This window comes from Bradyrhizobium sp. Pa8 (assembly GCF_052588265.1).
Genome location: NZ_CP176767.1, coordinates 3,540,736 through 3,566,523, shown reverse-complemented (window position 1 = coordinate 3,566,523; position 25,788 = coordinate 3,540,736). Strand labels below are relative to the sequence as shown.

At 63.0% G+C, this 25,788-nt stretch carries 19 protein-coding genes; 8 read left to right on the top strand and 11 right to left on the bottom strand.

Translation table 11 applies throughout. From position 1 onward, the window contains the following. The first annotated feature begins 81 nt into the window (after positions 1-81). Positions 82-2,985 carry an ATP-binding protein gene (locus tag ACKWRH_RS15865; RefSeq protein ID WP_445221321.1) on the top strand — a complete coding sequence of 968 codons (2,904 nt, stop codon included), beginning with the start codon at positions 82-84 and terminating at the stop codon, positions 2,983-2,985. 359 nt (positions 2,986-3,344) lie between these two features. Here the strand turns inward: ACKWRH_RS15865 and ACKWRH_RS15860 are convergent, their stop codons facing one another. Continuing rightward, entirely contained in the window at positions 3,345-6,200 is a 2,856-nt protein-coding gene (locus ACKWRH_RS15860) for an ATP-binding protein (RefSeq protein ID WP_445221320.1), read from the bottom strand. A gap of 124 nt (positions 6,201-6,324) precedes the next feature. Further along, entirely contained in the window at positions 6,325-6,606 is a 282-nt protein-coding gene (locus ACKWRH_RS15855; RefSeq protein WP_445221319.1) for a hypothetical protein, read from the bottom strand. Positions 6,607-6,919: 313 nt separating this feature from the next. On the opposite strand from ACKWRH_RS15855, the gene ACKWRH_RS15850 reads away from it, so the two are divergent. The 3 genes from ACKWRH_RS15850 to ACKWRH_RS15840 all read left to right on the top strand — a co-directional run bounded on the left by ACKWRH_RS15850 (position 6,920) and on the right by ACKWRH_RS15840 (position 9,184). Then, on the top strand, positions 6,920-7,162 hold the full coding sequence (locus ACKWRH_RS15850) for a hypothetical protein (protein ID WP_445221318.1): 243 nt from the start codon (positions 6,920-6,922) through the stop codon (positions 7,160-7,162). A 399-nt stretch (positions 7,163-7,561) separates the two neighbouring features. After that, complete coding sequence (locus ACKWRH_RS15845) at positions 7,562-8,797, top strand: ABC transporter substrate-binding protein (RefSeq protein WP_445222412.1); 1,236 nt, start codon at positions 7,562-7,564, stop codon at positions 8,795-8,797. Between the two features lie 153 nt (positions 8,798-8,950). Next, complete coding sequence (locus ACKWRH_RS15840; RefSeq protein ID WP_445221317.1) at positions 8,951-9,184, top strand: hypothetical protein; 234 nt, start codon at positions 8,951-8,953, stop codon at positions 9,182-9,184. A gap of 299 nt (positions 9,185-9,483) precedes the next feature. Here the strand turns inward: ACKWRH_RS15840 and ACKWRH_RS15835 are convergent, their stop codons facing one another. Beyond that, on the bottom strand, positions 9,484-10,377 hold the full coding sequence (locus tag ACKWRH_RS15835) for a helix-turn-helix transcriptional regulator (RefSeq protein ID WP_445221316.1): 894 nt from the start codon (positions 10,375-10,377) through the stop codon (positions 9,484-9,486). Between the two features lie 598 nt (positions 10,378-10,975). Between ACKWRH_RS15835 and ACKWRH_RS15830 the strand changes: the two genes are divergently transcribed. Continuing rightward, positions 10,976-13,876: an ATP-binding protein gene (locus tag ACKWRH_RS15830; protein ID WP_445221315.1), complete on the top strand. Its 2,901-nt coding sequence runs from the start codon at positions 10,976-10,978 to the stop codon at positions 13,874-13,876. A 79-nt stretch (positions 13,877-13,955) separates the two neighbouring features. Then, a complete protein-coding gene (locus ACKWRH_RS15825) occupies positions 13,956-15,164 on the top strand; it encodes an ABC transporter substrate-binding protein (protein ID WP_445222411.1) in 1,209 nt (402 codons plus the stop codon). 87 nt (positions 15,165-15,251) lie between these two features. Here ACKWRH_RS15825 and ACKWRH_RS15820 read toward each other — a convergent pair whose 3' ends face one another. The 7 genes from ACKWRH_RS15820 to ACKWRH_RS15790 form a co-directional block, all read right to left on the bottom strand. Beyond that, complete coding sequence (locus tag ACKWRH_RS15820) at positions 15,252-15,953, bottom strand: hypothetical protein (RefSeq protein ID WP_445221314.1); 702 nt, start codon at positions 15,951-15,953, stop codon at positions 15,252-15,254. Between the two features lie 10 nt (positions 15,954-15,963). Then, entirely contained in the window at positions 15,964-17,235 is a 1,272-nt protein-coding gene (locus ACKWRH_RS15815; RefSeq protein ID WP_445221313.1) for an efflux RND transporter periplasmic adaptor subunit, read from the bottom strand. Further along, complete coding sequence (locus ACKWRH_RS15810) at positions 17,232-20,414, bottom strand: efflux RND transporter permease subunit (RefSeq protein WP_445221312.1); 3,183 nt, start codon at positions 20,412-20,414, stop codon at positions 17,232-17,234. The genes ACKWRH_RS15815 and ACKWRH_RS15810 overlap by 4 nt, the downstream gene beginning before the upstream one ends. A gap of 139 nt (positions 20,415-20,553) precedes the next feature. Continuing rightward, the gene (gene rpoH, locus ACKWRH_RS15805) at positions 20,554-21,510 is read right to left on the bottom strand and encodes an RNA polymerase sigma factor RpoH (protein ID WP_445221311.1); all 957 of its coding nucleotides are present in this window, start codon (positions 21,508-21,510) and stop codon (positions 20,554-20,556) included. A 146-nt stretch (positions 21,511-21,656) separates the two neighbouring features. Beyond that, the gene (locus tag ACKWRH_RS15800; protein ID WP_445221310.1) at positions 21,657-23,078 is read right to left on the bottom strand and encodes an ATP-binding protein; all 1,422 of its coding nucleotides are present in this window, start codon (positions 23,076-23,078) and stop codon (positions 21,657-21,659) included. A 59-nt stretch (positions 23,079-23,137) separates the two neighbouring features. Next, positions 23,138-23,818 (bottom strand): response regulator transcription factor, encoded by a 681-nt coding sequence (locus ACKWRH_RS15795; RefSeq protein ID WP_014496376.1) that lies wholly within the window; start codon positions 23,816-23,818, stop codon positions 23,138-23,140. Between the two features lie 71 nt (positions 23,819-23,889). Continuing rightward, entirely contained in the window at positions 23,890-24,075 is a 186-nt protein-coding gene (locus tag ACKWRH_RS15790; protein WP_445221309.1) for a hypothetical protein, read from the bottom strand. Positions 24,076-24,307: 232 nt separating this feature from the next. On the opposite strand from ACKWRH_RS15790, the gene ACKWRH_RS15785 reads away from it, so the two are divergent. Further along, positions 24,308-24,556, top strand: a complete 249-nt coding sequence (locus tag ACKWRH_RS15785; protein WP_445221308.1) for a hypothetical protein — start codon at positions 24,308-24,310, stop codon at positions 24,554-24,556. Between the two features lie 290 nt (positions 24,557-24,846). Further along, positions 24,847-25,239 carry a hypothetical protein gene (locus ACKWRH_RS15780; RefSeq protein WP_445221307.1) on the top strand — a complete coding sequence of 131 codons (393 nt, stop codon included), beginning with the start codon at positions 24,847-24,849 and terminating at the stop codon, positions 25,237-25,239. 120 nt (positions 25,240-25,359) lie between these two features. On the opposite strand, the gene ACKWRH_RS15775 is transcribed toward ACKWRH_RS15780, so the two are convergent. Continuing rightward, entirely contained in the window at positions 25,360-25,560 is a 201-nt protein-coding gene (locus ACKWRH_RS15775; protein ID WP_445221306.1) for a hypothetical protein, read from the bottom strand. Between the last annotated feature and the right edge of the window lie 228 nt (positions 25,561-25,788).

Below are 25,788 nucleotides of genomic sequence, written 5' to 3'. Positions count from 1 at the left end.
GCTGCCACCGCGGTCACACGTATCGGCCCGAGTTCAAGTCATAGAGTGCGACGAGTCGGTCGTCGGATTTGATATTTCAAAATGGTCCCCCGCTGGCAGAGCAACACCACAACAGCCACGACCGGACCCTCTCTCCAGGAGAGCTCCGCTCAAGAGATTTTCGTCTTTGGGCCGTTTCGTCTGGACGCCTCGCAGAGACGGATCGAGAAAGATGGCAATCCGGTCCAACTGTCGGCTCGCGCATTTGACCTGCTGCTGACACTGATCCGGCATGCGGGCGAAGTCGTCAGCAAGGGCGATCTGATAGCCAGGACATGGCCAGGCTCCAGCGTCGATGACAACAGCCTGCGCGTCCATATCGCAGCACTCCGCAAGGCGCTCGGGGACGGCAATGCCGGCGCGAAATATCTGAGCACGGTATCAGGACAGGGCTATTGTTTCGTCGGTTCGGCCGCTAGCCCGGCGCAGAACCAACCTGCACCGACCAAGCCTGTTCGCGCGCACAACCTGCCGGCACATCCCTGGCAGATGGTGGGCCGCGAGCAAACCATCGAGGATCTATCGGAAAGGCTCAAAGCCCAGCGTTTCATCACGGTCGTCGGCCCGGGCGGCATCGGCAAGACGACGGTCGCCGTTTCCGCGGGCCACGCCCTTCTCGCGGAATTCGCCGGCCAGGTTCACTTCGTCAGTCTCGGCGAGACCCGCGATGCCGCTCTGGTGCCGGCCATTGCAGCATCTTCGCTCGGGCTGCGGGCGCGATCGGACAATCCCTCAAACAGCCTTGTGGCATTCCTGCGCGACCGGCGGATGCTGCTCATTCTGGATTGCTGCGAGCATGTCGTCGACGCCGCGGCGACGCTGGCCGAACGGCTCTACCAGGAGGCACCGCAGCTGCACATCATGGCCACGAGCCGGGAGCTGCTGCGGGTCGAAGGCGAGCACACATATCGCCTCTCGCCTCTGACAAGCCCGCCGGAAAATGCCGTTCTGACGGCCGAGAGCGCGATTGCCTACCCCTCCGTAAAGCTCTTCGTGGAGCGCGCGGCCGCAGCTGGAGGTGAGTTCGGGTTGACGGATGCGAACGCGTCCGACGTCGGCAACCTCTGCCGTCGGCTCAACGGCATCCCGCTCGCGATCGAGCTCACCGCCGGCCATGTGACGGCATACGGCGTCAAGGCCATGGTCCAACTCCTCGACAAACACTTCAATCTTCTGTGGGAAGGACGACGCACGGCGCTGCCCCGGCACCGGACGCTTCGCGCAACCATCGAGTGGAGCTACGATCTTCTATCCGAGCCCGAACGGGTGGTTCTCAGCCAGCTATCCGTGTTCGTCGGCAGCTTCACCGCCGAAGCGGCCCGAGCGATCGCCGGCAGCGATGCGACCGGCGACGACACGACCATGGCTGCGCTCGACAACCTCGTGGCCAAATCGATGCTTACCCTGAACCAGGGCTCGCAATCGATTCGCTACAGGCTCGCGGACGCGACGCGGGCCTACGCGCAGGAGAAGCTCGCCGCCAGCACCGCCGCCGAAATGGTGCCGCTACGCCACGCCTCCTACTTTCGGGATTTGCTGCAAAAGACGGCCGACGAGCCAGACAAAGATCTTTCGGCGATTGCCGATCAATTCGGCAACATCCGCGGAGCATTGACATGGTGCTTCTCGGATCCGGGAGACCGCGGAATCGGCGTAGCCCTCACTGCCGCATCGATACCCGTGTTTTTTAAGCTGTCGCTTTTGGCTGAATGCCAGCTCTGGGTAGCGCGCGCAATCAAGGAGCTGAATGGAACGGGCGCAAGCGTCAGGCACGACCTCGCACTTCATGCTGCGCTCGGGTCGGCCCGCATGCTCACCGGGCAGATCGACGAACTGGGCGTCGGTTGCCTCAACCGGGCGCTCGAGTTGGCCGAGAAAATCGGCGACGTCCCCGGGCAGATCGGACTGACCGGGCGGCTGCATTTGCTCCAATTGCTGGTCGGTCACTATGACGACGCACTGGACACAGCGAGGCGCGGTGAAGCCATTGCCCTTGCGAGCGGCGATTCCGTTGCGGTGGCGCGCATGCGCCTGTTGCTCGGCATCTCCTGCCAGTATCTTGGTGAGTTTTCCGCCTCCCGCACCTACATCGACGCCGCATTGCTGCATCCGAACCTGGAAGGCGACGTCCATAGCGGTTTGACGCTCGATTATCCGAGACGCGCACAAATCACCCTTGCTCGCGTGCTCTGGCTTCAGGGATATCCCGATCAGGCCGCGGGAACAGTGCGACGAGCCATTTCCGACGTGATCGCCGTGAACAATCCAATCATGCTTTGCAGAGCGCTGCCCTGGGCGTTCGGTGTCTTTTATTGGAATAGAGACACTGAGGATTGCGAAGAACTGGTTGACAGGCTCGTCGCGGAGGCACGCAAGCTCAACCTCGCCACCTTCCAGATGGTCGGCGAAGCACTGAAGGGGATTGCGCTGCTGGCACGTAACGAGACCGGTATCGGGCTTGCTATACTGAAAGACTCGATCGAGAAGCTGCAGAGCCGGCGTTTCGGCGCAGTAGCCGGGCTGCGCATGCCGCTCGCGGAAGCTCTCGCAGCGACAGGTCACGGCGATGAAGCGCTGGAGACAATTGACCAGGCGATTGCCGAGGGCCAGCATTGTAATTTTCTGATGGACATGCCCGACATGATGCGGGCAAGGGCGGAAGTGCTGATGCGCAAGCCCTGCCCGGACTTCCTGCAGGCGGAACGAAACCTCGTGCAATCGCTTGATTTGGCCCGGCATCAGGAGGCGCTTGGCTATGAGCTGCGTACAGCGATCAGCCTTGCAAGGTTATGGCAGCGGCAAGGCCGCCGGAGAGAAGCGCAAGACATTCTTGCGCCAATCTACGGGCGATTTACCGAGGGATTCGGTACACGCCCCCTGAAGATGGCAAGGGAGCTACTTGCAGAATTGGCGTCTCAGCCTTCGGGCTCGCTCGCCGCGAGCTAATTGGCTTTGCGGCAGAACCACATGCTGACACACGAACCTGCCTGAGACACGACCTGCCGTTATCTGAGGTGGGATCGCAACTCTTGCGGCCGACGTCGCGCGGTCCGTAGCTATGCCGTGCAGTCTCGATAGAGACGCGCGGAGTGGAAAGATCTCATCGAGGAACGATGGCATGCTGGGTCAGCAATGGGACTTCGAAGCCACTCGCGCCTCTTCCCTGCGGCAACCAGCGGCCCGGCGAATACCTTGCGAAACGTTCTGGAGCACGGGGGATGCGGCGCTCGCCGAGGCCGCACCTGCGTCCGACGACATGTATCGGACGCCGCCCCCGGGGCATCCTGTAGCACCGCGCGTCAGCCCTATGAGGTCGAAAACTCCGTCATCATCGCTCTCGCGAGCCCGAGATCCGCGGTCTCGAAACCTTCGGTGAATTGGCCGTACACAAGAGCCAGGATTTGGTGCGCATCGGCGGGACGGCCCTGACTAGCCCTCAACCGTGCGAGGCTGATGGCCGCCCTCAGCTCCCAGAACAGCGCACCTTGCCCGCGCGCCACCTCGAACGCCTTGTCGAAGCACTGCTCGGCGGCGATAGCCGAGCGACGCTCGCCGGGATGCCGAAGCAACTCGCCCCTGATGCGCCAGAGCTCGGCCGCGTACCACCGCTCATCCCTCGCCTCGCAGCGCGCAAGCGCCTCGTCCACGGTCGCGAGCCCCAGCGATACTTCGCCGACCTCTCCGAGACATGCCGCCAGTTCGCCGAGAGGAAGCAGGAAGCGCGGCAGGAAACGCGCCTCGCCCGCCAGCTCGAGCGCCTTGCGCAGCAACGTCACTCCGGCGGCGACATCGCCACGTCGCGCCATCACCATGCCCCTGAAGGCGCGCGCCCACACGTTCCACAGACGGATCGGATGACGTTCGGTATGCTCCAGCAGCATGGTGCAATAGCCTTCCGCCGAATCGAGATCGCCGGCCAGGAAAGCAATCGGACAGGCACCCTGGCCGAGTACGCTGCAGAAGGTCAGGGCATGACCACTCGCACGCCCCTCCTCGACATTGCGCTCGACGACGCTCAGTGCCTGATCCGCGAACCCGAGAAGCCACAGGATGCGCGCCTGGAAATAGCGCGCCGAGGCTCGCAGGTCGAACCTGAAACGGATCACCTGAGGCTTCGCCGCCAGATCGGAAAGGCGAGACAAGGTCCGCCCTATGTGATGATGCGCCAACCGCTGGTCGCCGAGGTAGTGCAGCGTGGTGGCGAGCAGCCGATCGCCCATCATCCGGTCGACGGAATTTTGGGAATCGGCCACGATATCCGCGAAGCGGTGCGCGAATTCCAACGCCTTGCGGAACTCGCCGTTGTTGAATTGATCGATGCAGAGCCCCCAAAGCGCCCGCAACAGATAGTCGCTGTCGCCGCGCTGCTCGGCAAGCTGCAAGGTCGCAGCCCAGGCCGGACCGGCCTCTCTAGCCCTGCCAACGCCGTACATCAGTGACCAGCCAAGTGCGGCCGACAATTGCATGCGGAGCCGCAATGCGCCCGCGGCGCTGTCGTCGAGGCCGGCCAACGCCAGTTCGGTCCGCTCGCGGCACTCGGCGAGGAGCGACAATTGTACCCATAGCGGAACTGCCCCTGCGGTCAGTGCCGCTCCGATCTGCGCATCTCCGTCGGGCGAGAAAGCCCAATCGAGGCTGGATCGTACATTGTCGATGTGCTGGCCATAGAAGCCAAGCCACTCCGCCTGCGGCCTCACTTCGCTGTCAGCTTCTGCATTCGCAAAGAACCCGCAATAGTATCCGGCCTGGCGGCGCGCTATGCTGTGAAATTCGCCGCTGGCGTGAAGCTTTTCCAGCGCATAGGCGCGCGTGGTGTCCAGCAGGCGATAGTACGGGCGCTCGCCGCGAATATCCGCAAGGACGAGCGACTTGGCCACCAGATTGGCAAGCTCCGCGGTGACATCGCCCATTCCTTCGCCGGCGACCGCGATCACGGCATCGAGCAGAAATTCTCCGGCAAACACGCCGAGCCGCCGCAGGACTCGCGCCTCGGCGTCCGGCAGTAGATCGTAGCTCCAGTCGAGCGTCGCACGAAGCGTTTGCTGCCTGGGCAACGCAGTACGCCGGCCGGTCGTCAGAAATTTGAACCTATCGTCGAGAAGTGCCGCGATCTTCGGCGGACTAAGCATCACAGCACGCGCCGCCGCGAACTCGATCGCAAGCGGAATGCCATCCAGCCGGCGGCAGATGGCTGCGACGGCATCGAGGTTCTCTTCGTCGAGCGCGAAGCTGGAGCCCAGCGCTTTCGCTCTAGTCGTGAACAATTCCACCGCCGTGTAGGCCGATGCGGCGTCAGACCCGAGCCGGACTTCGGGCGGTACACCCAGGGGCGGAACGCGATAGACCTGCTCGCCATCAATGCGCAGCGCTTCGCGACTTGTCGCCAGGACGGTCGTTCCGGAACAGTGGCTGACGATCGTCTCGGCCAGTTGGGCCACGGTATCAACGACGTGCTCGCAATTGTCGAGAATGAGCAACAACTGCCTGGCGCCAATCGCGCGCGCGATGGAATCCGGGGTGATCTCCTCCCCTTCGAGCTTGATACCGAGCATGCTGGCGACGGCCGAGCACACGAGCTTGGGATCGGGCAGCGAGGCCAATTCGACCAGCAACCGGTCGGCCGCAACGCCGGCTGGCGGCGTCCTGGCGGCTTGTAGCGCAAGTGCCGTCTTGCCAATCCCGCCAGGCCCGACGAGGCTCACGACGCGATAAGCCGACAGAAGCTCCCACAAACGCGCGAGCGCGGTGGTGCGCCCGATGAGAATGAATGATGCATTGGGAATGTTGGTCGACGGCAGTGGCTGGGGTGCGGCAGATTGTAGCGGGGCATCCATCTGCCGGGTCCGCCATGAACCCAGCAGGCGATAGCCCCGGCCGACCGTTGTCGCCAGCATGTCACGATCCGAACCAAAGGCCTTCCGGATCGCCGCGATATGGACCCGAAGTGCACTCTCCTCGACGAAGACGCCGCGCCAGACACGCTCCGTCAGGTCATTCTTGGTAACCAGCCCGCCTTCGGCCTGAGCCAATTCCGCAAGGATCTCAAAGGCACGACCGCCCAGAGGAACGGACTCTCCCATCGAGCGCAGTTCACGTCTGGCAAGATCGATCTCCCATTCAGCGCAGGCGTAGACGGGGCGCTGGCTTGGCTCGGCCATCATCGGCATAGCCCCAGGCGGTTGCTTGATCTTGCGCCCAGCGTATCACCAACGCTTTCAAAATACACAACTCGTCCGGCGCCCAAGGCCGCCAGACACTCGCCGCAAATATCGCAATGCTCGCACGTCAGCAGCCGCGACAGATGGATCCTTCCAGCATCTTCTCGACCCGTGCGTCCTCCTTGTCGATGGTCGCATCCGAGCCGAGCAGCGGCCCCTTCGTCGCGTGACCAACTCCCTCCGATGACGGGAGCGCGGTACCGAGCGAGTTCGTTCCCGGCGCAGCAGCGCTCGTACCGAGCGCGCCACCGCTCTCCATCGACATGTGGGATCCCATGCCGCCGCGGGCAGATGCAACGCCCGAGAGCATAAGGCTGGCGACGACACAGAGAAACCAGAGCAGCCTCATGGCTCACACTCCTCATGTTGTATGACCTGCACCTAGAACTGGGCGTCGCACACGAATCAACCATGCACGATCGCGCGAGCAACTATGACAACCTTGACAGAATTCGGCTTCGGAGACGCATCAGACCTTGGTAACCGCGCGCCCTGCCTGATATTCCCGTCATCTTCTCGCAGGAGTGATGCACAGCAAGCGGGGTTTTCTGGCCGGACTGCCTATACAGCCCGGTAAAGAAAACAATTCCGGAAACGCGACCAGCCGAGCAGCAACCATCGCCAAGCGACTCTCCGCACATCACGAGCAATGGAGATTCGCTATGACTGCATTCAAAACCCTGATCGCGGCAGCGCTGCTCTCAACTGCAACGATATCGTCCGCCTCGGCGGCCTGGTCCTATGCCGATCAGGAGCCCGCCGCATTTGCATCAATGTATCCCGATCGCGACGTGCTGAATGGCGGCGCATTGACGCCGGCGGGACGAATGGGCCTCAAGCGGCCCGGTGGCGCGGCTCCGGTGTTCGGAGCGGGCCACATTTACAACCGCCACGGGCATCGGTGAACGGCGGCAACACGCAAAAGCAAATTGCCGCGTAACCATGCCTGTCTGTAACCTTGCTCGGAGTGCGACCGTGCCATCCGGCGCACCCCGCCGGTCCGGATCCTCGATCGATATCATCGGCTCCGAACGTTTGTTCGCCACGACGGCGGGACGGCGTAAAAGGCACCCCGGATCGGGCGCCGGTGACGGGCCAATCCTACGCACACCATTGTAAAACTTCACAGTTCTTCAGCTTCTGTAATCCGGCTCGCGGCGGGTCCCGCGCTACACTCCGGCGATCGACTGTTGGACGAGCAGGCCCTCCATTGGCGCTATGCCGCCGCCCGGCAGGCACGATGACCAGCAGCGCTATGGAGGCATCGCTTGATCAACGGTGGAAGTGGCCATTTGAGTCGGGACATTGCGAGGCGCCTTCGAACACTAGCAGTCGTCGCCGTCATATTTGCGGCCGGCGCAGCCAGCGCCTCTGCGCAACAGCGATACGATCCCGGCGCGAGCGACACCGAGATCAGGATCGGCAACATCATGCCCTATAGCGGCCCGGCATCGGCTTACGGCATCATCGGCAGGACGATGAGTGCGTATTTTCGCATGGTCAACGACAATGGCGGCATCAACGGCCGGACAGTCGAGTTCATCTCCTACGACGATGGCTACAATCCGTCCCGAGCGGTCGAGCAGGCACGGCGGCTCGTCGAGGGCGACGAAGTACTCGCGATCTTCGCCCCCTTCGGTACCGCGAGCAACGCCGCCATTCAAAGGTACATGAACAATCGCCACGTGCCGCAATTGTTCGCCATATCGGGAGCATCTCGCTGGGCTGATCCCGTCCATTTTCCGTGGACGATCGGCTGGCTACCGAGCTACCGAACCGAGGCACGCATCTACGCGGACTATATCCTGGCGCATCACCCTGGCGCCAGGATCGGCGTCCTCTACCAGAACGACGACTTCGGACGCGATTATCTGGCTGGCCTGAAGGACGTGCTGCAAGACAGGTACCCGCAAATGGTGGTTGCGAGCCTGCCATATGAAATCAGCGAACCGACAATCGACTCGCAGATCGTGGCTATCAAGGCGGCCGCCCCCGACATTTTCATCAATGTCGCCACGCCAAAATTCGCGGCTCAGGCGATCAGGAAGCTCGCCGAGCTGGACTGGCATCCCGTCCACATCATGACCAACGTCTCGGTTTCGGTCGGCTCTGTGCTGAAGCTCGCAGGACTGGACAACGCGAAGGGAGTCTTGAGTGCCGGGTACCAAATGGACGTGACCGACCCGCAGTGGGACTCATACCCGGCCATGCAGCACTTTCGCGCGTTCATGGCGAAATACTATCCGGACGCAGATCGATCCGAAAGCGGCCCGCTGGTGGCATTCAATATGTCGAGCGCGCTCGTTGAGGTGCTGAGGCGCTGTGGCGACGATCTCACGCGCGAGAGGATCATGCAGGTGGCGACGGACCTCGATATCGAGGGTGCAGCTTATATTCCCGGCGTCCGGGTCAAGACATCGCCGACGGACTTTCACCCGATCGAGCAACTCCAAATGATGCGCTTCACCGGCGAGAAGTGGGAATGGTTCGGTCCGCTCATGAATGGCCATGCGGACCAGATAACGCTTTCGCCCGACTAGCGAGCAATCGCTTTCAAGATGAAGCGCGGGCGACGACTTCGTGCAAAGGCGAAAATGATCGTTCAATTGATACTGCTCATCCCACGCATGCGTACACATGTCTGGCAGGCGAGCCGAGGCGTTCCCGGCGTCGCTTTGTCAAGGAGACGTGCAATGACTACACTGAAGCTCTTGTCGGCCGGACTGATGGTTTCGGCCATGATCGCCTCCCCCGCGATGGCTCGCGAAGGCAACAACCAAGCGCGCCGGACCAATGCCGACGCCTATGCGTCGGTTCAGCGCGTTCCGGTGACGTCCAAGCGCAACTGTGTTCGCGCTCCCGACGTTGGTGCATACGCGAGCGACCCCTGGCGTCGGCCTCCGTGCGAGCCCAAGTCGGGCTATTGAGCACCCCAACCGGGGCGAGCCCCCTTGCCGCGAGGCAATCGTCAGCGCTGACTTGAAGAGGTTCATCTCGGCGCTTGGCTTCCGCCTCACGGACGTGACTGGAGGAAGAATGGCGGCCCTATGAAGCCCCGTTCTTCCGACCGGCCATATCCGAGGCGCATTGATCCGCACCAATAGCGTAGCCCGGCATCTGCCGCGGATCCGAGAGCGATGCCAGCTCCATCGCGGAATTCACCAACCTCGCCATTGCATCTCAGGCCCCCACGGGGGCAGAGGCCTAATCGCTCGAGGCAAGGGCATCAAAGATCGAATCCAGCCGCAGCGGCATCTCGCCATCGACTCGGCGTGTCACCCGCGAAGCGCCTGAACGTTGTCGTGAAGTGGGCCTGGCTCTGAAAACCCACTGTGAGCGCGACCTCAACAATCGGCATCTCGCAGTCCCGCAGCAGATCCTTGGAGCGCTGTATCCGGTGCCGCAAGATATATTCGTGAGGCCTGCAACCCGTCGCGGCGCGGAACTGGGCGGCGAAATGCATCCGGCTCAGGCCGGCGGCCGCGGCAAGATCCGCCAGCACGATTTTCTTGCGGAAGTGAGTCTCGACATAGTCGAGCACCCGCTTGAGCCGCCACCTCTGCAACCCCTGGACCGGCCTTTCAGAAGTGCATTGGCCGACGCGGGCTCGCTCGTCGAACCTCGGCTGCGCTTCGGACCGCAAGGCAAGAAGTCGGGCAATGACGGCAAATCGCAGGGCGTCGACACAAAGGGCGCTATCGGTGGCCTTCAATCGCTCCACCGCGACGAGCGCCTCGGACAGGCGCTGAACGACCGGATCGTCGTCGTTACCGATGGGCGCCGTTGTCACAGAGTTAGGTGTCGTCATGGGTGCGCGTTGCCACGGGATGTCGACGCGCAGCCAGCCGGTGCCGCGCGCCGGATTACACGGGGATATGCTGGAGCTGCGCCGTGGCTGCCCCTCGATCGCAATAACCAAACCGAGCCGCTCGAAGGCAATCGTCGTTGCATCAAGGGGGGACGGATCGTCCCTGCGCGAAACGGTGGCAGGCGCGACGACCTTCGGAAGCGGCGCAATCGACGCCATTGCGATGGCCGAGCGGAAATCTATTTCGTCCGCGGTGGTGGAAGCCTGGGTGTAACCATGCTTCGGTTGTCGTGACGATATTGGCTGAGACATGATCTTACTCTGGCCTGGATAATCCAAACGATGACGCCCCATTCCGGCGAAGCGCATCGATCGAAGAGTAAGGTAGCAAGGTATGGCCCGATCGCGAGTTAAGAGGCGCAAAATCAGGAAACTTCAGGCTCTCCTTCGCCGACATGCCGACACCGTCGAAGCGATGCGTCGTGCCATCCTTTCAACCGAGATGCCGCGCGATATCCTGCAGCTCGCGATGTGAACAGGTGTTGCTTCGACCGCTCATAACGAAGAGACCAACCAGGCTGCCGAGCTTCTGAACCGTCGCGACGCGAAATCCCCTGCCTGTGTGTGGTCCTGTCGGGATGCGCCGCACGCTCCTTCCGGCCCGCCCTCCCATTTTGGCACTCCCATTCGTCCTCACGAATTCGTGTAGCAGGCAACGAGCGTTTTCGACGCATGCATCGAGAATGGCGAACAGCCGCCTACTGAGAAGGTCGTCTTGACACCCCAACGGCCTCCCCTGTAGGACACCAAGGCATACTGACGCTTTCAGAATCTTGCCAGGGGCGGTGATCTTTGGGGGTCTCGTCACTCTCCTAGATTGCGGCAGTGAAGCTGATCACGGACCCCCCTTATGTCGCCTTCGCCCGCTGTACGAACCTACTCTTTCGGTAACTGGCTCATCGATTGCCAGCGGAGAGAGCTGAGGTGCGACAACATCACGGTCCCGATCGGAAGCCGCGCATTCGAGATTCTCGAGAAACTGGCGGGTTGCGCCGGTCACCTGGTGACCAAGGATGATCTGATCGGAAGTGTCTGGTCAGGCCTGGCCGTCGAGGACAACACGCTACAGGTCCATATCTCCGCCGTCCGCAAGGCGCTTGGCAAAGATCGCGATCTCCTCAAGACGATCTCGGGCCGTGGATATACCCTCGCCGGGACCTGGCGAAGCGGTCATTTGGATCAGCCCGCAGCGACATCGGTATCCGTCCCGGCCATCGATTCCTTTTCGAACAACCTGCCGAACACGCGCGCTCCTCTTATCGGGCGCGAGGATTGCCTGAGCGAAATTGCCGAACTGATGTTCGCATATCGGGCCGTGACTTTGGTCGGCCCGGGAGGCATCGGGAAAACAAAGCTGGCCATCGAACTTGCGCGCCGGGTCGCATCCTCATTCGATGGTTCGGTGGCGCTGGTCGAGTTCGCGACCTTGCATGATCCGGCACTTGCAACATCGACCACCGCCCGTGCGCTCAAGCTGGCCTTGAGTGACAAGGAGGTTTCGGCCGCCTGCATCGCCCAGGCCATCGGGTCACGGCGTCTGCTTCTCATCTTGGACAATTGCGAGCATGTCATCGACGTCGCTGCGCAGATCGCGAGTGCTGCACTTCGCTATTGTCCCAATGTCACCATTCTTTCGACCAGTCGGGAAGGCCTCCGCATCGATGGCGAATACGTCGCGGCCATCCCGCCGCTGTCGGTTCCGGACTCTGGTTTGCGTGATCCCGGTTTGCTGTTGCAGGCAAGCGCCGTGCAGCTCTTCGTCGCTCGCACACGGGCGCTACGCGCGAACTTCGCTCCGGGCGCGGACGATCTGCTGAAAGTGGCTGCCATCTGTCGCCGGCTCGACGGAATTCCGCTCGCGCTGGAATTCGCCGCGGCTCAGGCCGCGAATCTTGGGGTAGACACCGTCTTGCTTCGCCTGGACAGGCGACTGGAGTTGCTGAGCGGCGGCCGCAGGGACCAACTGCCGCGGCACCAGACCCTGCGAGCGACACTGGACTGGAGCTACGATCTGTTGTCGCCCGACGAGCAAAGGCTGTTGTGCTGGCTCGCGGTGTTTCCGGCAGGGTTCACACTCGATGCCGCGATTGCAATGATGGACGACACGTTGTCCCGGTCGGACGTCATCGAAACACTGTTCAATCTGGTCGGAAAATCGCTGGTCTCGCTCGATCCCTCCTTCGAAGGGCGGTGGCGTCTGCTGGAGACCACCCGCGCTTACGCCCTGGAGAAGCTGGCAGAAGCAGGGCTGTGCGAGCAGGCCAGCAGACGGCATGCGGGCTTCCTCAGGCAGCTCATGATGCCACTTGGCGATGCCTCCCCTGCCCCCGACGATCTCACCCGCCTTGCCCAGGAAATTGGAAACGTGCATGCGGCGCTCGACTGGGCGTTCGCACCCGGCGGCGATGCCGCGCTCGGCGTAGAGCTTACGGCCGGCTTTGTGCCGGTATGGATGCAACTGCTGTCCTTCATGGAATGCTCGACCCGGATCGAGCACGCTCTCGCCCATCTCGACGGAGAGCTGACCTGCAATCCAAGGCTCAAGGCGCAGCTCTATGTCGCGCTGGGGTTCGCGCTTCTCAATACGACTGGCTCGGCGGATCGCATGAAAGCGGCCCTGAACATCGGCCTTGCGCTCGGCGAAGAGCTGTCCGATCTCGAGCTTCAGCTCAAGGCTGTTTGGACGCTGTGGAGCTACAATCTCAACTCGGGCCAATACGACGCGGCCAAGAACGTCGGAGAGCGATATCTGGAGATCGCTCTTCGCACGGGAAACCCCGCCAACGAGACGGTAGGCCGCCGCCTGATCGGCGCCGCCACCCATTTTTACGGCGCGCAGGAGGAAGCTCGACGCGAATTGACCCTGTCCCTGGACCACTCGGCTCATGGATTGAAGGACGGCACGAACCAGATGTGGTTCCTGCTCAACCAGAGCGTCCTGGCAAAGGCCATGTTAGCCCGCGTGCTGCTGCTCCAGGGAAAGATCGCCCAGAGCAGATCCCTGGCCGCGGAATGCCTCGAGGAGGCACAGCGTGAGAAGGACAAGCTCGCGATCGCTTACGCGCTGCGGAACGCCGTGTGCCCCATTGCGCTGATGACGCATGATGTCGCCACTGCCGATCAGGCGATAGCGTCTCTCCTCGAGCTCGTCACGCGCGAGGGAATAGCTTTCTGGACGAGCTGGACGTCCTGCCTGAAGGGGCAGTTGTTCGTCCTGCAAGGCAGACATCACGATGGAATAGAGCTGCTGCGCAGCGGACTGAAAGCGCGGGCCGAGAACGGCTGGCTGATGCGCAATCCCGAATTTCTCGGATCGCTCGCCGAAGGACTGTTCGCGGCCGGCGAGACCGCGCAGGCCCTGGCCGCCGTGGAAGATGCCCTGACTATCTCCCGGCAAGGCCAGCAATTGTGGTGCCTTGCTGATCTGCTGCGGATCAAGGGCGAGATCCTGCTTGCCGACGGCTCGTCAGATCGGTCCCGCTCGGAAGTCCTGTTCTCCGAGGGCCTGTCCGTTGCCAGAGAGCAGCAATGCCGCTTCTACGAGCTGAAAGTCGCGGCAGCCTGGGCAAGGATCATGGCGGCGTCGGACCGCCAGCAGACCGCGCTCGATCTGGTCGGTCCGGTCAGCGCTCTGTTCGATCGGGAGGTCGATCTTCCCGCGCTCGCCTTTGCGCGCGGTCTCGCAGCAAGTCCGGGCATCTCGATTTCGACATGCGGCGACGACGGTCCCGCGTCCTGCACCTGCCACTAGGTTGCTGATCTATCGACCGGGACGGCATGTCCTGCGGCGCTGGACCAGCCCTCACACTCAATCCTCCGGATCGTACCAGATGAGCATCTCTCGACGACAGGTCTTAGGCGGTGTTGGCGCGTCGGTGTTTTCGCCCGGCATCATCCGCGCCCAGGGCACGAGACCGATCAGGATCGGCGAGATCAACTCCTATAGCAGCGCGCCCGCGTTTACCCTGCCCTATCGTCGCGGCTGGCAGTTGGCGGTCGAACAGCTGAATGCAAGCGGGGGCCTCCTCGGGCGAGAACTGCAGGTCATCAGCCGGGACGACGAAGGCAAGCCGAGCGTCGCGCTGCGTGCCGCCGAAGAACTGGTGCGGCGGAATGACGTCGATCTTCTGGCAGGCACATATCTGTCGAATGTCGGACTGGCGATCAGCGACTTCGCCCGGCAAAACCGGATCCTCTTCGTGGCGAGCGAACCGCTCACCGACGCCCTCGTTTGGGAGCAGGGACATCGATATTGTTACCGGCTCCGCCCCTCGACATACATGCTGGCAGCCATGCTGGTGGAGGAGGCAGCTCAATTAAGGGCGACGAGATGGGCGACGATCGCCCCGAACTACGAATACGGGCAGTCGGCCGTAAGATGGTTCACGCAGCTTCTGCGCCGCCGTCGTCCCGACGTCGAGTTCATCAACAGTCAGTGGCCGCCGCTGGGTGCCATTGATGCCGGCGTGGTCGTCAACGCCCTCGCGCAGCAGAGACCCGAAGCGATCCTCAACGTCACCTTCGGACCCGATCTCGCCAGATTTGTCCGGCAAGGCAATGATCGTGGCCTGTTCGAAGGGCGACACGTCGTGTCGTTCACGACCGGCGAACCCGAATACCTTCTTCCCCTCGGGCAGGACGCACCGGAAGGATGGATCGTGACCGGCTATCCGGTGACCGAGGTTTTGGATCACGCCAACAACGCCTTCGTCTCGGCCTATTCCGCACGATATGGCGAGGCTCCCACGATGGGATCCGTGGTCGGTCACGCCTTGATCAGCTCCATCGTGGCACCGATCGCGAAGCTCGGGAAATTCGATACCGAGGCGATGGCCGACGGCTTTGGCAACGTCGGCTTCGAAACGCCGTTCGGCCCGGCGATTTGGCGTTCCATCGACCGTCAGAGCACCATGGGGACCTTCGTCGGCCGCACCACTGTACGGGGCAACAAGGGCGTGATGGTGGACTGGAAATATCGGGACGGTGGAACGATGCTGCCGCCCGACGCCGAAGTCTTGAAGCTACGCCCGGCAACGTGAAGCGCTGGTACGGTCAAGGCTATGCCAGCCGAAGTGGCGTCCCCCGATCCGCACGCGGTGCGACGAGAGTCCTGTAGCGGCGTCGCCTCAGCATCCCGGCGGCAAGATCGGCGACACTCCCGGCGTCGGCGCCGCGCCTGAGGCGTTGGCCGGCAACACGGTCGCAGGCGCTGCGAGGTTCATCGAGACGCCTTCCGCGCAGACCGTGCTGTTCGGGCTCGGCATGACAGCGGCATTTGGATCGATGCCGGTGCCGCCGGCGGCGCTGGTGTCCGCCTGGATCGTGCCGGGCGCGAGACTGGCCGGCACTTGCGGGATCGAGAGCGGCAAGGTCGCAGCGCTCGCCGCGAGCCCTCCCGGCGTCGAACTGCATGCGACCGTCGTCCCCGTTCCCGCCGGGGCCGCTGCGGAAATCGTTCCGGTGGAGCTGCCGGATTGCCCTGCGACCGGCAATAGCGGAGCGCCGATGCCTGACGCTGACGAGCCGATGCTCGATACGATCGGGGTCGCCGGCACCGGCATCGGAGACGTCGATGGCGTGGCGCAGACGACGACCGTACCCGGCGTCGTCGGATCCGAGGCGAGCGGAACAGGCGCCAGCGTCGTGTCGGGAGCGCCAGGCTCAGTTGTTGCGGAAAACGGACCCGGACTATTGAGCGGCGAGGTGACGATCGCCCCCGGTACGGTTGGAAGGCCCATCGCCGTGGTGCCCATCGTTGAGACTTGCGCCTCACTCGAAGAACAGCCCAACAGCAGCGCGATCATTGTTGCGAGCACGATCCGGATCATCTCTGTGCTCCTAACTGACCTCGACCTTGCGAATGGTGACCTTGCTACCATCCGCCAGGTTCACCGCCGGATTGAGCACGACCTGGTCGCCGGGCTGGAGGCCCTCGCGCACTTCAACCGTGGTACCGAAGTCCCGCGCGATCGAGACGTGCTGCAGATGAACGGTGCCATTCCGCACGACCGCGACATGAAGACCGTTCTGATCGAAGACGAGCGCATCGGACGAGACTGTCATCGACGGCGTCTTGCGCGGGATCGACAGCTCGACCGTGCAGTAGATGCCGGGACTTAAGGCACCGTCCGGATTGGGCACGTCGATCTCGGTCAGCAGAGTCCGGCTTCCCGGCTGCAATGCGCTTGCGATGCGCGTGACTTTCCCCGGAAACGTCCGCCCCGGAATTTCGGGGACGCGAATATCCGCGTCGACGCCCGGCGCGACCCCGAAGGCCTCGTCCTGCGGCACGAAGACCTGGGTTCGGATCACGTTGGAATGCATCAGCGTGAACATGAAGGTCGACCCAGCCTGGACCAGGCTGCCATTGTCCACGTTGCGCTGTGTGATCACGCCGTCGAACGGCGCCACCACGCGCTGATAGGCCTTCTCCTGCTGGAGGACTCGAATCTGGGCCTCCTGCGCTGTGATGTTCGACTGGGCGACGCCCACGGCCGCCTGCTGTGCACGCAGGGTGAGACGATCGTTGTCCCCCTGCTGTGCCGTCAGCCAGCCTTGCTTGACCAGATTGCTGTCCCGGGCGTTGGTGACGTCGGCAAGCTCCCGGCTCGCTTGCGCCTGCTGCAAGGCGGCCTGGTTTTGGGCCAGCGTCGCCTGGGCCTGGGCGATCTGCTGGTCGAGCTCCGGAGCGGTGATTTCCGCGAGAAGATCGCCTTTCTTGACCCGATCGCCAATATCGACATAGCGCTTTTCGATGTAGCCACTGGTCCGCGCGAAGATATTGGCTGCCTCGAACGCGGTCGTCGTCGCCGGCAAGGTAACCTTCATCAGGTCCCCGCTGGGCCGGACCGCCGCCACCCGCACTTCCGGAACGGCGGTTCTCACCTGCTCCGCCACTGCAGCGACCTCACGCGCCGCCTGATAGTGCCGCCAGCCGCCAATGCCGAGGCCGCCCACGAGCAGCAGAAGCATCCCTCCTCCGAGCAGCGCGCCGCCGTAACGGCGTCCGGACGGCGCGGCCTTGCCCGGGAGCTCGACGACGCGGCGGCTCTCCGCATCGGGCGGGTCCCTCGCCTCTTCGTCATTGGTCCGCACACGAACGTCGCTCATTCCGGTTGCTCCTCGAATACGCCGTGGTGAGGCTTGCCATCGTTACCTTTGCGCAGCATGGCAAAGAGGTACGGCACGATCAGCAATGTCGTCGGGGTCGCGAACAGCAGTCCGCCGATCACCGCGCGCGCGAGCGCGGCGTTCTGCTCCTCGCCCGGACCTCCGAGCGCCATCGGGATCATGCCCACGATCATCGCGGCAGCAGTCATCAGGACCGGCCGGATCCTGGTGCGGCCCGCGCTCAGCGCCGCCTGGAACGCGGAATGCCCCTTCAATTGCTCATCACGCGCGAACGTTACGAGCAGGATCGAATTCGCGGAGGCGACACCGACCGCCATGATCGCCCCCATTAGCGAAGGCACGTTCAGTGTCGTTCCGGTAATGAACAGCATCGTCAGGATGCCGCACAAGGTCGCCGGCAGCGCCATGATGACGACGAAGGGATCGCCGAAGTTCTGGTAGTTCACGACCATCAGCAGGTAGACCAGGATGGCGGCAAACAGCAGGCCGATTCCGAGATTGCGAAACGACTGATTCATGCTCTGGATCTGTCCCAGGACCTGGATCGAATTACCCGGCTGGAGCTGCTTCTGGAGTGTGGAGGTGACCTTGTTGATATCGGCCGCGACGCCGCCGAGATCGCGACCCTGGACGCTCGCATAGACTTCAAACACCGGCTGGACGTTGGCCTGGTTCGAATTGGTGGGGACACTCCCCCGCTTGAACGTCGCGACATTGCTGAGGAGGCCGGGCACCGTCTGCCCGCTCGCGGCAAGCGAGGCCGACACCGGGGTATTTCCCAGTGCGTTCAGCGAATTGGCCCTGTATTCGGGCGTCTGCACGGCCAGATAATACGGGATGCCCGACGTCGGATCGGTCCAGAAGTTCGGCGAGACCTGAACCGACGAGCTGAGGCTGACATTGATATCGGTCGCCACCGTGCTGGCATTGAGCCCCAGCTGCGCGGCCCGGGTGCGGTCGATGTCGGCATAGAACGCCGGAGCATCGACTTCCTGCTGCAGGTGCGCATCGACGACCCCGGGGATCGCCGCGAGGCTCTTCTGCAGCTCCTTGGCCACGGCCAGATTGTTGGCGCCATAACCAACCGTGCGGACATCGATCTGCGCCGGAAGACCGAAGTTCAGGATCTGCGTCACGATGTCGGCCGCCTGGAAATAGAACGTATCCTCCGGGAATGCCGCCGGCAGCACCTGGCGCAGTTTCCTGACGTAGTCCGCGGTCGGCTTGTGTCCGTCCTTGAGCGACACGAGAATGGTGCCGTCGTTCACACCGATCGTCGAGCCGTCGGTGAATGCGAGATTGTAGGGACGCGCCGGAAGCCCGATATTGTCGACGATCAGCGCCCGGTCCCGCTCCGGAATCACTTCGCGGATCTTGTCTTCGACCGCCTGGAAGATCGCTTCCGTCTTCTCGATGCGGGTGCCCGCAGGCGCGCGAACGTGGAGCTGGATCTGGCCGCCGTCGATCAGGGGATAGAAGTCCCTGCCGACATAGATGAACATGGTGGCCCCGAGCGCCAGCACCAGCACCGCGACGATCGGCACCACGACGCGATGCCGAAGCAACGTCAACAGCAGGTCGGAGTAACCGTTGCGCAGACGTTCGAACCCGCGCTCGAACATCGCCGAAGCGCGACCGAAGATGCCCGAGGGGCTTCCGCCCTCGCCATGGCGCCGTTCGCCTTTCAGCAGCAGGCCGATGGTGATCGGCGTCAGCGTTCGCGACAACGCATACGACGCCAGCATCGCGAACACCACCGCCAGGCCCAGCGGGGTGAAGAGGTATTTGGCCGGCCCTTCCAGAAAGACGACCGAGGTGAACACACAGCTGATGGCGAGCGTGGAGACGAGCGTCGGTACCGCGATTTCAGCCGCCCCGTGCAGCGTCGCATCGGGCAACGGCATGCCTTCCTCGGTCCAGAGCCGGTGCGTGTTCTCGATCGTCACCGTGGAATCGTCGACCAGAATGCCGACCGCGAGTGCAAGCCCGCCGAGCGTCATCGTGTTCAAGGTCTCGCCGAGACAATACAGCACGACCAGCGAAGACAGCATCGCCAGCGGGATCGAGATCAAGACAACCAGTGTCGATCGCCACGATCCCAGAAACAGCAGGATCATCAGCGCCGTGAGGCCGGCCGCAATCGCGCCCTCGCGCAGCACGCCATCGACCGAATGGGTGACGAAGACCGACTGATCGAACAGCTCGTTGATCTTCAGCCCTGCAGGAGCCGCCGCGCGAATCGAACTCAACGCCTTCTTCACCCCGTTGACGACAGCGAGCGTCGATGCATTTCCGTTCTTGATCACGCTGAGCAGCACGGCGCGATGACCGTCCTCGCGCACGATGTTCTGCTGGACCTGGGAGCCGTCCCGGACCTGGGCCACATCCTTCAGGAAGATCGTGGCCCCGTTCACGAACTTGACCGGGATCATGTTGAGATCCTTGATCGAGGCCGGCGTGGCGTTGGTTCGAACGGTGTACTGGGTGTCGCCGATTTTCGTCGTGCCGGTGGGCAGCGTCAGATTTTGGGTGTTCACCGCATTGACGATGTCGAGCGGCGTCAATCCACGCGACAGGAGCTTGTTCGGATCGATGTCGACCATGATCTGGCGGTACTTGCCGCCGGCAGGCGTGGGCAGCGTCACGCCCGGAACAGGCGCCAATTGCTGCCGGACACGGTAGATGCCGAAATCGTATAATTGCTGCTCGTTCAGACTATTGGACTCGAGGCTGAGCTGTAGCACCGGCACGCTCGATGCATTGAACTGCACGATGATCGGCGGTTGAATGCCCGGCGGCATCAGGGCGCGGATGGCGTTGGTTGCCGAGACGATCTGCGAGATCGCGAGGTCGAGATTGACGTCCGGCTGGAAGTAGATCTTCTGAACCGACAGGCCGTTGAGGGTTTGCGCCTCGATGTTCTTGATGCCGCTGACATTGGCGCTGATCGAATACTGGCTGTAGGTGCTGACGCGCTGCTCCATCTCAGGCGTCGACAGGCCCGTGTAGCTCCACACCACCGTGACGACGGGGATGCGGATCTCCGGAAAAATGTCCGTCGGCATCGACCAAATCGCGATGCCGCCGAGGAACAGGATCAGCGCCGCAAGCACATAGAACGTGTGCGGAAACCGCAGCGCGAAGCGAACAATTCCCATGGTGATTCTGCCTGAAGCAAGTTGCGCGGGATCATTGAACAGATGAGGACGGGAGAGCATCCGTTCAAATGAAAACGAATTCAGATGCTCCGCGGCAGGACAGACATCATTCGTACCGGCATCACCGCTTCTCGATCGCTCATGGAGCGGTGAGCTCCCGCGGCCTTGAGCCCGAGGCGCGGTTAGAGCGCTTGCGTGCCGCATCCTGCACGGCAAGAATCGCGGCTCGCCTGACCTTGGCAAAGGCGCGGATCTCGATCTGCCGAACCCGCTCGCTGGAGATCGATAGCTCAAATCCGAGCTGGTCCAGCGTAACCGGGCATTCCGCCAGCCGCCTCGCCTCCAGAATATGACGCTCGCGCGCCGTGAGCATGCCCAGCGCAACGCGCAGGGCGTTGGTACGGCGCTCCGTCTGTTCATGATCGGCGAGCACCGTCTCCGCGTCGATCCCCTGATCGACCAGCAACGCTTCCCACTCGGTTCCTTGCTCGTCGTCGCCAACGCGCGCGTTCAGCGACATGTCACCGTTCAGTCGGGAATCCATCTCGATCACCTCACGCGCCGTGACGTCGAGCCTTTCCGCGATCGTTTCGGCGACATCGGGCGTGAGCGCCGCCACCGCGCCGCCCGCGGCTTTCCTCATCTCGCTACGGAGCTTGAAGAACAGCTTCTTCTGCGCTGCCGTCGTGCCGATCCTGACCAGAGACCAGGAGCGCAGGATGTATTCGTGAACCGAGGCCTTGATCCACCAAACCGCATAGGTGGAGAACCGCGCACCGCGGTCGGGTTCGAAACGTGACGCCGCGATGACGAGGCCGAGATTTGCCTCCGCAATCACATCGGCCAAGGGCAGACCGTACCCCTTGTAGCCGCGCGCCACTTTAGCTGCGAGCCGGAGATGGCTCGTGACGAGCGCGTTCACAGCGCCGCGGTCCCGCATCTCCTGCCAGCGGCGTGCAAGCTGCTGCTCGTGACCGGGCTCAAGCAGTTCATAGCGCTTGATGGCCGCGGAATAGGCGCTGAGGAAAGGGGGCGATGGGGCTCCGGCCGCGACAGCCATGGCACTATTCCTCGCTACTTCGTGGCGGATCTGCATCTGTCACTCCCACATACGAAACCGGCGAGCGGACTCTAGGAAGCCTGCGAAGGCGGAGGCCACTGAATTGAGCGTAACAAACCTGAATTCGCCTTCAGACATTCGGCATGTCCTGGCATCGAGAAGATCACGCATCATGAGGGGCATCACATCTGATCGACGGTTGCGAGAGTTGGGGTCCGGGACCGGCATGCGGCGGCTTTGCTCGCCCTACCGGTCCAGGCAAGGATCTCGATCCGTCCGCCGGGAGCCGGACCGATGATCAATCGAAAGCCATGCAGCTTGACGATGGCAGCCACCAGGCTCAGTCCCAGCCCAACCCCCGGCGTATTGCGCATCTTGTCGGAACGATAGAAGCGCCGCAGCACCGCTTCGCGCTCCCGCGTGCTGATGCCGGGGCCGGTGTCAGTTACGCGCACGAGCGCCGTGTCGTCTTCCGACACCAGTTCGAGCCTCACCTGGCCGCCGGGCGGCGTGAACTTGACGGCATTGTCCACGAGATTGGCCATCGCTTCGAACAACAGGTCCCGGTCGCCCCACACCTGCACGTTGCGATCGATGACGACGCCAAGCCAGATGCCCTTGTCTTCGGCGATAGGCTCATAGACGTCGCACACCTCGCGCAGGATCTCGTCGAGCGCAACGTTACCGAAGCCGGCGGTGCGGCGGCTGTTCTCGATCTCGGTGAGGCGCAGCAAGGCGGTGACGATCGAGAGCGACTGATCGATCCCGGCCATTGCCTTGTCCGTGACCTCCTGGAGCTGCTCCAGAGTGGTCGCATGCGTTCGGCCGCGCTCCAGCGCCAGGCGTGCGCGCGTGAGCGGCGTCCTGAGATCATGGGCGATATCGTTGCCGACACCGGCAAGCGCGTTGATCATGGTCTCCATCTCGGCGAGCATGCCGTTGACGATCCTGGCCAGCCGCGCGAACGGATCGTCGGAATTGTCTTCCGGAAGCCGCTCACGCAACTCCCCCGCCACGATCCGCTGCACCCGCTGGTTCACCTCTTCCACGCGTCTCTGGGCGCGAACGCTCAGCCACGCTCCGGCCAGCAGACAGAGGCAGAACGCCGGCAGCAGGCCGAGCGCGAGCGCCTGCCCTACGACACTCGAGATTTCGCGCGTCTCATCGACGTTCCGTCCCATCACCAGGACATCGCCGTTCTCAAGACGCCTGCCCACGACCCTGATGACCGGTCCGTGGACCGCCGATTTCTCAATGAGGTCGAGCCGCACACCCTGCGCCGCTCCGCCGAGATCGAGCGCGCGCGGCAAGCTGTCGATGTTGCCGGCAAGCCGGGTGCCTGCACCATCGAAAAGTCCCGCGTACTGCACGCCTCTGGAATCCTGCTCGAGATGATCGGAGATCGCTCCGATGCGGCGCACCGACGGCAAATCGGCGATGAAGTTGATCCGGGTCGTGATCATGCGGTCGGATCGTGCGATCAGATAGTCGTCGAGCTTCCAATAGGTGAACGCGAACAGCCCGACCACGAACAGCGCAAATGCGGCCGCCACCGCCAGGGCCCAGAGGAACGTGTTCGAACGGATGAACTGAATCTGGCGCATCGAACCGGCACTCGATATTCGTCCGAGATGTGCTCCGCGAGCCCCTGGGTTTCGCGTCTCTATGCGCGCGAACGCAGAATGAAGCCGGAGCCGCGAACATTGTGGATGAGCTGCGTATCGCCGGGACCGTCGACCTTGTGGCGCAGCCGGCCCATATGCACGTCGATCAGATTCGTTGTTGCCGGAACGAACTTGTAGTTCCATACTTCTTCGAGCAGCATCGCGCGCGTGAGCAACTGATCGCTCCGGCGCATCATGTATTCGAGCAGGCGGAACTCACGCGGCAACAGATCGATCTCGCGCTCGTCCCGTCGCGCGGTCCGCTCGATCAGGTCGAGTTCCAGCGGCCCGACATGCAACGTGGTCTCGCGGCTGTCCATCGGACGGCGCAGCAATGCCTCTATCCGTGCGACGAGCTCGATGATTGCGAACGGCTTGGTGAGATAGTCGTCTCCCCCCATGCGCAATCCGCGTACCCGATCGTCCACGGCGCCGAGCGCACTCAGAACCAGCACCGGCGTCCCGACCCGATCCTTGCGCAAGGCCTCGATGACGGTCAGTCCATCCATCCCGGGCAGCATGCGATCGACGATCATGGCATCCGGACACGCTGCGCGCGCTCGATCGAGACCGTCGACGCCGTCAGGGGCCCATTGAACCTCGAAACCGCGATCGGCGAGTTCGGCGACGATCACCTCGGCGGTTTCGGCATCATCTTCGATCAGAAGAATCCGCGTCATGATCCTGCTCCCACGTTCTGCGAGGCGTTTCGGCCTGCGGCGGAGGAGCACGGGCTCGGCGGTCGGGGGCGTCATGTTCGATGCCCGCCCGCTCTGAACGCGCGGCGCCGCGCCAGCCTGCCATAGGCCACTCGTTGTCTGACGAGATAGTCCTGCGGAGAATGGGGCACCACTAAATAGCGATTCAGGAAGCGTGCCGTGCCCGTCGCCAACAGGGCCAGCGCGATGGCCATACGCCTCGCTGTCGTCGTGATCATCTTCCGCCTCCATTCTGAACTGCGCCTTCATGAACATATGCCTGCGATGCGCTCCTCGTTACTCTCAAGGCAACGGATGTTGCGCATTCGCACGATCGTGCTTGCAGCGCCGCGTCGGCTCACAGGCCGTTGAAATCCGGTGAGCAATTCGTGCATTTGGACAACGCCGGGCCGTCCATACGTTGATGGGGAGCCGCTTGGTCGGCCTGATCTCATCAAAGGAGAAGCCGAAATGACCACTCTCAAACTCTTGTCGACGGGATTGATTGCAGCCGCCGTGCTCGGGGGACCCGTCATGGCTCGCGAGCACCATGCCGTCATGCGACAGCCCGCGATGACAACCGATACGGTCGCATCGGGCGCGCCCTTCTATCAGCAGGGAGGCCACGTCTGCGTTCCCGCGCCACGCGTCGGCGCTTTCGCGACGGCGCCGTGGACCGGCAGCAACGTGCCTTGCGAGCCCGGCACGGGCAGCTTCTGATCGCGGCATTTCCTTGGCCGGCCGGGCGCCTCGGTCGGCCGCTCCTCATCGAACGACGGGGGCGGGCTGGAACGTTCGGCCCGCCCCTTCTGTGGGCCGCGGCCCCTCGCGGCAGGATGACCTTCCCTACCGGCGCGCCTCGTTCCTGAAGTCGAATTTAGTGGGATTGCCGCGCATCGCTCCTACCTCTCCTTTCATCACGAGCCTTGTCATCAGGAGCTTTGGCGACGGCACGACGCGGAAGCGGACTGCATGGATGACCAGGCAGATCGACACGAAAGGAGTGTCCCATGAAACGAGCAATCATGATTTTGGCAACGGCGGCGCTTGCCTCGACCCTGGCCATCGGCGCGGCCGACGCGCATGGCGGTGGCGGCGGCGGGGGCCACGGTGGTGGCTTTGGCGGCGGCCACGGCGGTTTTGGCGGTGGTGGCTTTGGCGGCGGACATATGGGTTTCGGCGGCGGCGCGCATTTCGGCGGCATGGCGCATGAGGGAGGCTTTGGCGGCGCACATCTCGGATTCGGCGGTCGTGCCGGCGCCGGCGGCATCGGCCTGCGCCAGCATGCGTTTCACCGCTTTGGTCACTATCGACCCGGATACGGATTCTACGGCGCCTATCCAGATTGCTACGATTGGTACGAGTTGCACCCCGACCAGCCGTTGCCGCTGAGCTGCAGCTAGTCTGCGCGCACAGCGCTCCGCCGTCGGTCCAGACCTACCGCGGAGGTTGCGGCCCCGACCCGCTCGCGACTTGGCCGAGCCTGGCTCGGCCATTTTGCGATGCTGCTTCGCCAATAAGCTCTAGGAGGGGCGGAAGCCCGGAGGCATCGTTCGCCAGACTTTGTCTTTGAGGCAATAGGCACGGGCGCCCTCGGGAATATCTTCGGCGGCGCCGCCCTCATATTGCTCGTAAAGGAGCGCCGGGAACAGCCTCCCCTTGATGACCTTAATCATATCACCGCGTCGAATGTCCGCGGCGGCCGTCCCCGTCAAAACCGACATGATCCCTCGCCAAGCGCACGTAAGATGCCAAACGAGCTCGTCGACCGGACGGGCTTGTCTGAAGCTATCTCGAAGCGGAACGGTCTTCCAATAACCCGAAAGGACTACTCCCTGACCGGGCTGACTTTGCGGCCCGATGCCGAGGAGTCTGCGAGAACCCCGGCCGCGGAGCGCGCGCAAGGCGGCTGGTTAGCAACAGCGGCCCCGCCAACGCGGTTACAATATAGC

Coding starts and splice junctions, on each gene's coding strand:
- ACKWRH_RS15795 (WP_014496376.1), bottom strand. CDS start 23,818: ATGACGCGGATTCTTCTGATCGAAGATGATGCCGAAACCGCCGAGGTG.
- ACKWRH_RS15830 (WP_445221315.1), top strand. CDS start 10,976: ATGTCGCCTTCGCCCGCTGTACGAACCTACTCTTTCGGTAACTGGCTC.
- ACKWRH_RS15840 (WP_445221317.1), top strand. CDS start 8,951: ATGACTACACTGAAGCTCTTGTCGGCCGGACTGATGGTTTCGGCCATG.
- ACKWRH_RS15865 (WP_445221321.1), top strand. CDS start 82: ATGGTCCCCCGCTGGCAGAGCAACACCACAACAGCCACGACCGGACCC.
- ACKWRH_RS15860 (WP_445221320.1), bottom strand. CDS start 6,200: ATGATGGCCGAGCCAAGCCAGCGCCCCGTCTACGCCTGCGCTGAATGG.
- ACKWRH_RS15835 (WP_445221316.1), bottom strand. CDS start 10,377: ATGTCTCAGCCAATATCGTCACGACAACCGAAGCATGGTTACACCCAG.
- ACKWRH_RS15800 (WP_445221310.1), bottom strand. CDS start 23,078: ATGCGCCAGATTCAGTTCATCCGTTCGAACACGTTCCTCTGGGCCCTG.
- ACKWRH_RS15850 (WP_445221318.1), top strand. CDS start 6,920: ATGACTGCATTCAAAACCCTGATCGCGGCAGCGCTGCTCTCAACTGCA.
- ACKWRH_RS15780 (WP_445221307.1), top strand. CDS start 24,847: ATGAAACGAGCAATCATGATTTTGGCAACGGCGGCGCTTGCCTCGACC.
- ACKWRH_RS15820 (WP_445221314.1), bottom strand. CDS start 15,953: ATGATCCGGATCGTGCTCGCAACAATGATCGCGCTGCTGTTGGGCTGT.
- ACKWRH_RS15775 (WP_445221306.1), bottom strand. CDS start 25,560: ATGTCGGTTTTGACGGGGACGGCCGCCGCGGACATTCGACGCGGTGAT.
- ACKWRH_RS15815 (WP_445221313.1), bottom strand. CDS start 17,235: ATGAGCGACGTTCGTGTGCGGACCAATGACGAAGAGGCGAGGGACCCG.
- ACKWRH_RS15825 (WP_445222411.1), top strand. CDS start 13,956: ATGAGCATCTCTCGACGACAGGTCTTAGGCGGTGTTGGCGCGTCGGTG.
- rpoH (WP_445221311.1), bottom strand. CDS start 21,510: ATGCAGATCCGCCACGAAGTAGCGAGGAATAGTGCCATGGCTGTCGCG.
- ACKWRH_RS15790 (WP_445221309.1), bottom strand. CDS start 24,075: ATGATCACGACGACAGCGAGGCGTATGGCCATCGCGCTGGCCCTGTTG.
- ACKWRH_RS15855 (WP_445221319.1), bottom strand. CDS start 6,606: ATGAGGCTGCTCTGGTTTCTCTGTGTCGTCGCCAGCCTTATGCTCTCG.
- ACKWRH_RS15810 (WP_445221312.1), bottom strand. CDS start 20,414: ATGGGAATTGTTCGCTTCGCGCTGCGGTTTCCGCACACGTTCTATGTG.
- ACKWRH_RS15785 (WP_445221308.1), top strand. CDS start 24,308: ATGACCACTCTCAAACTCTTGTCGACGGGATTGATTGCAGCCGCCGTG.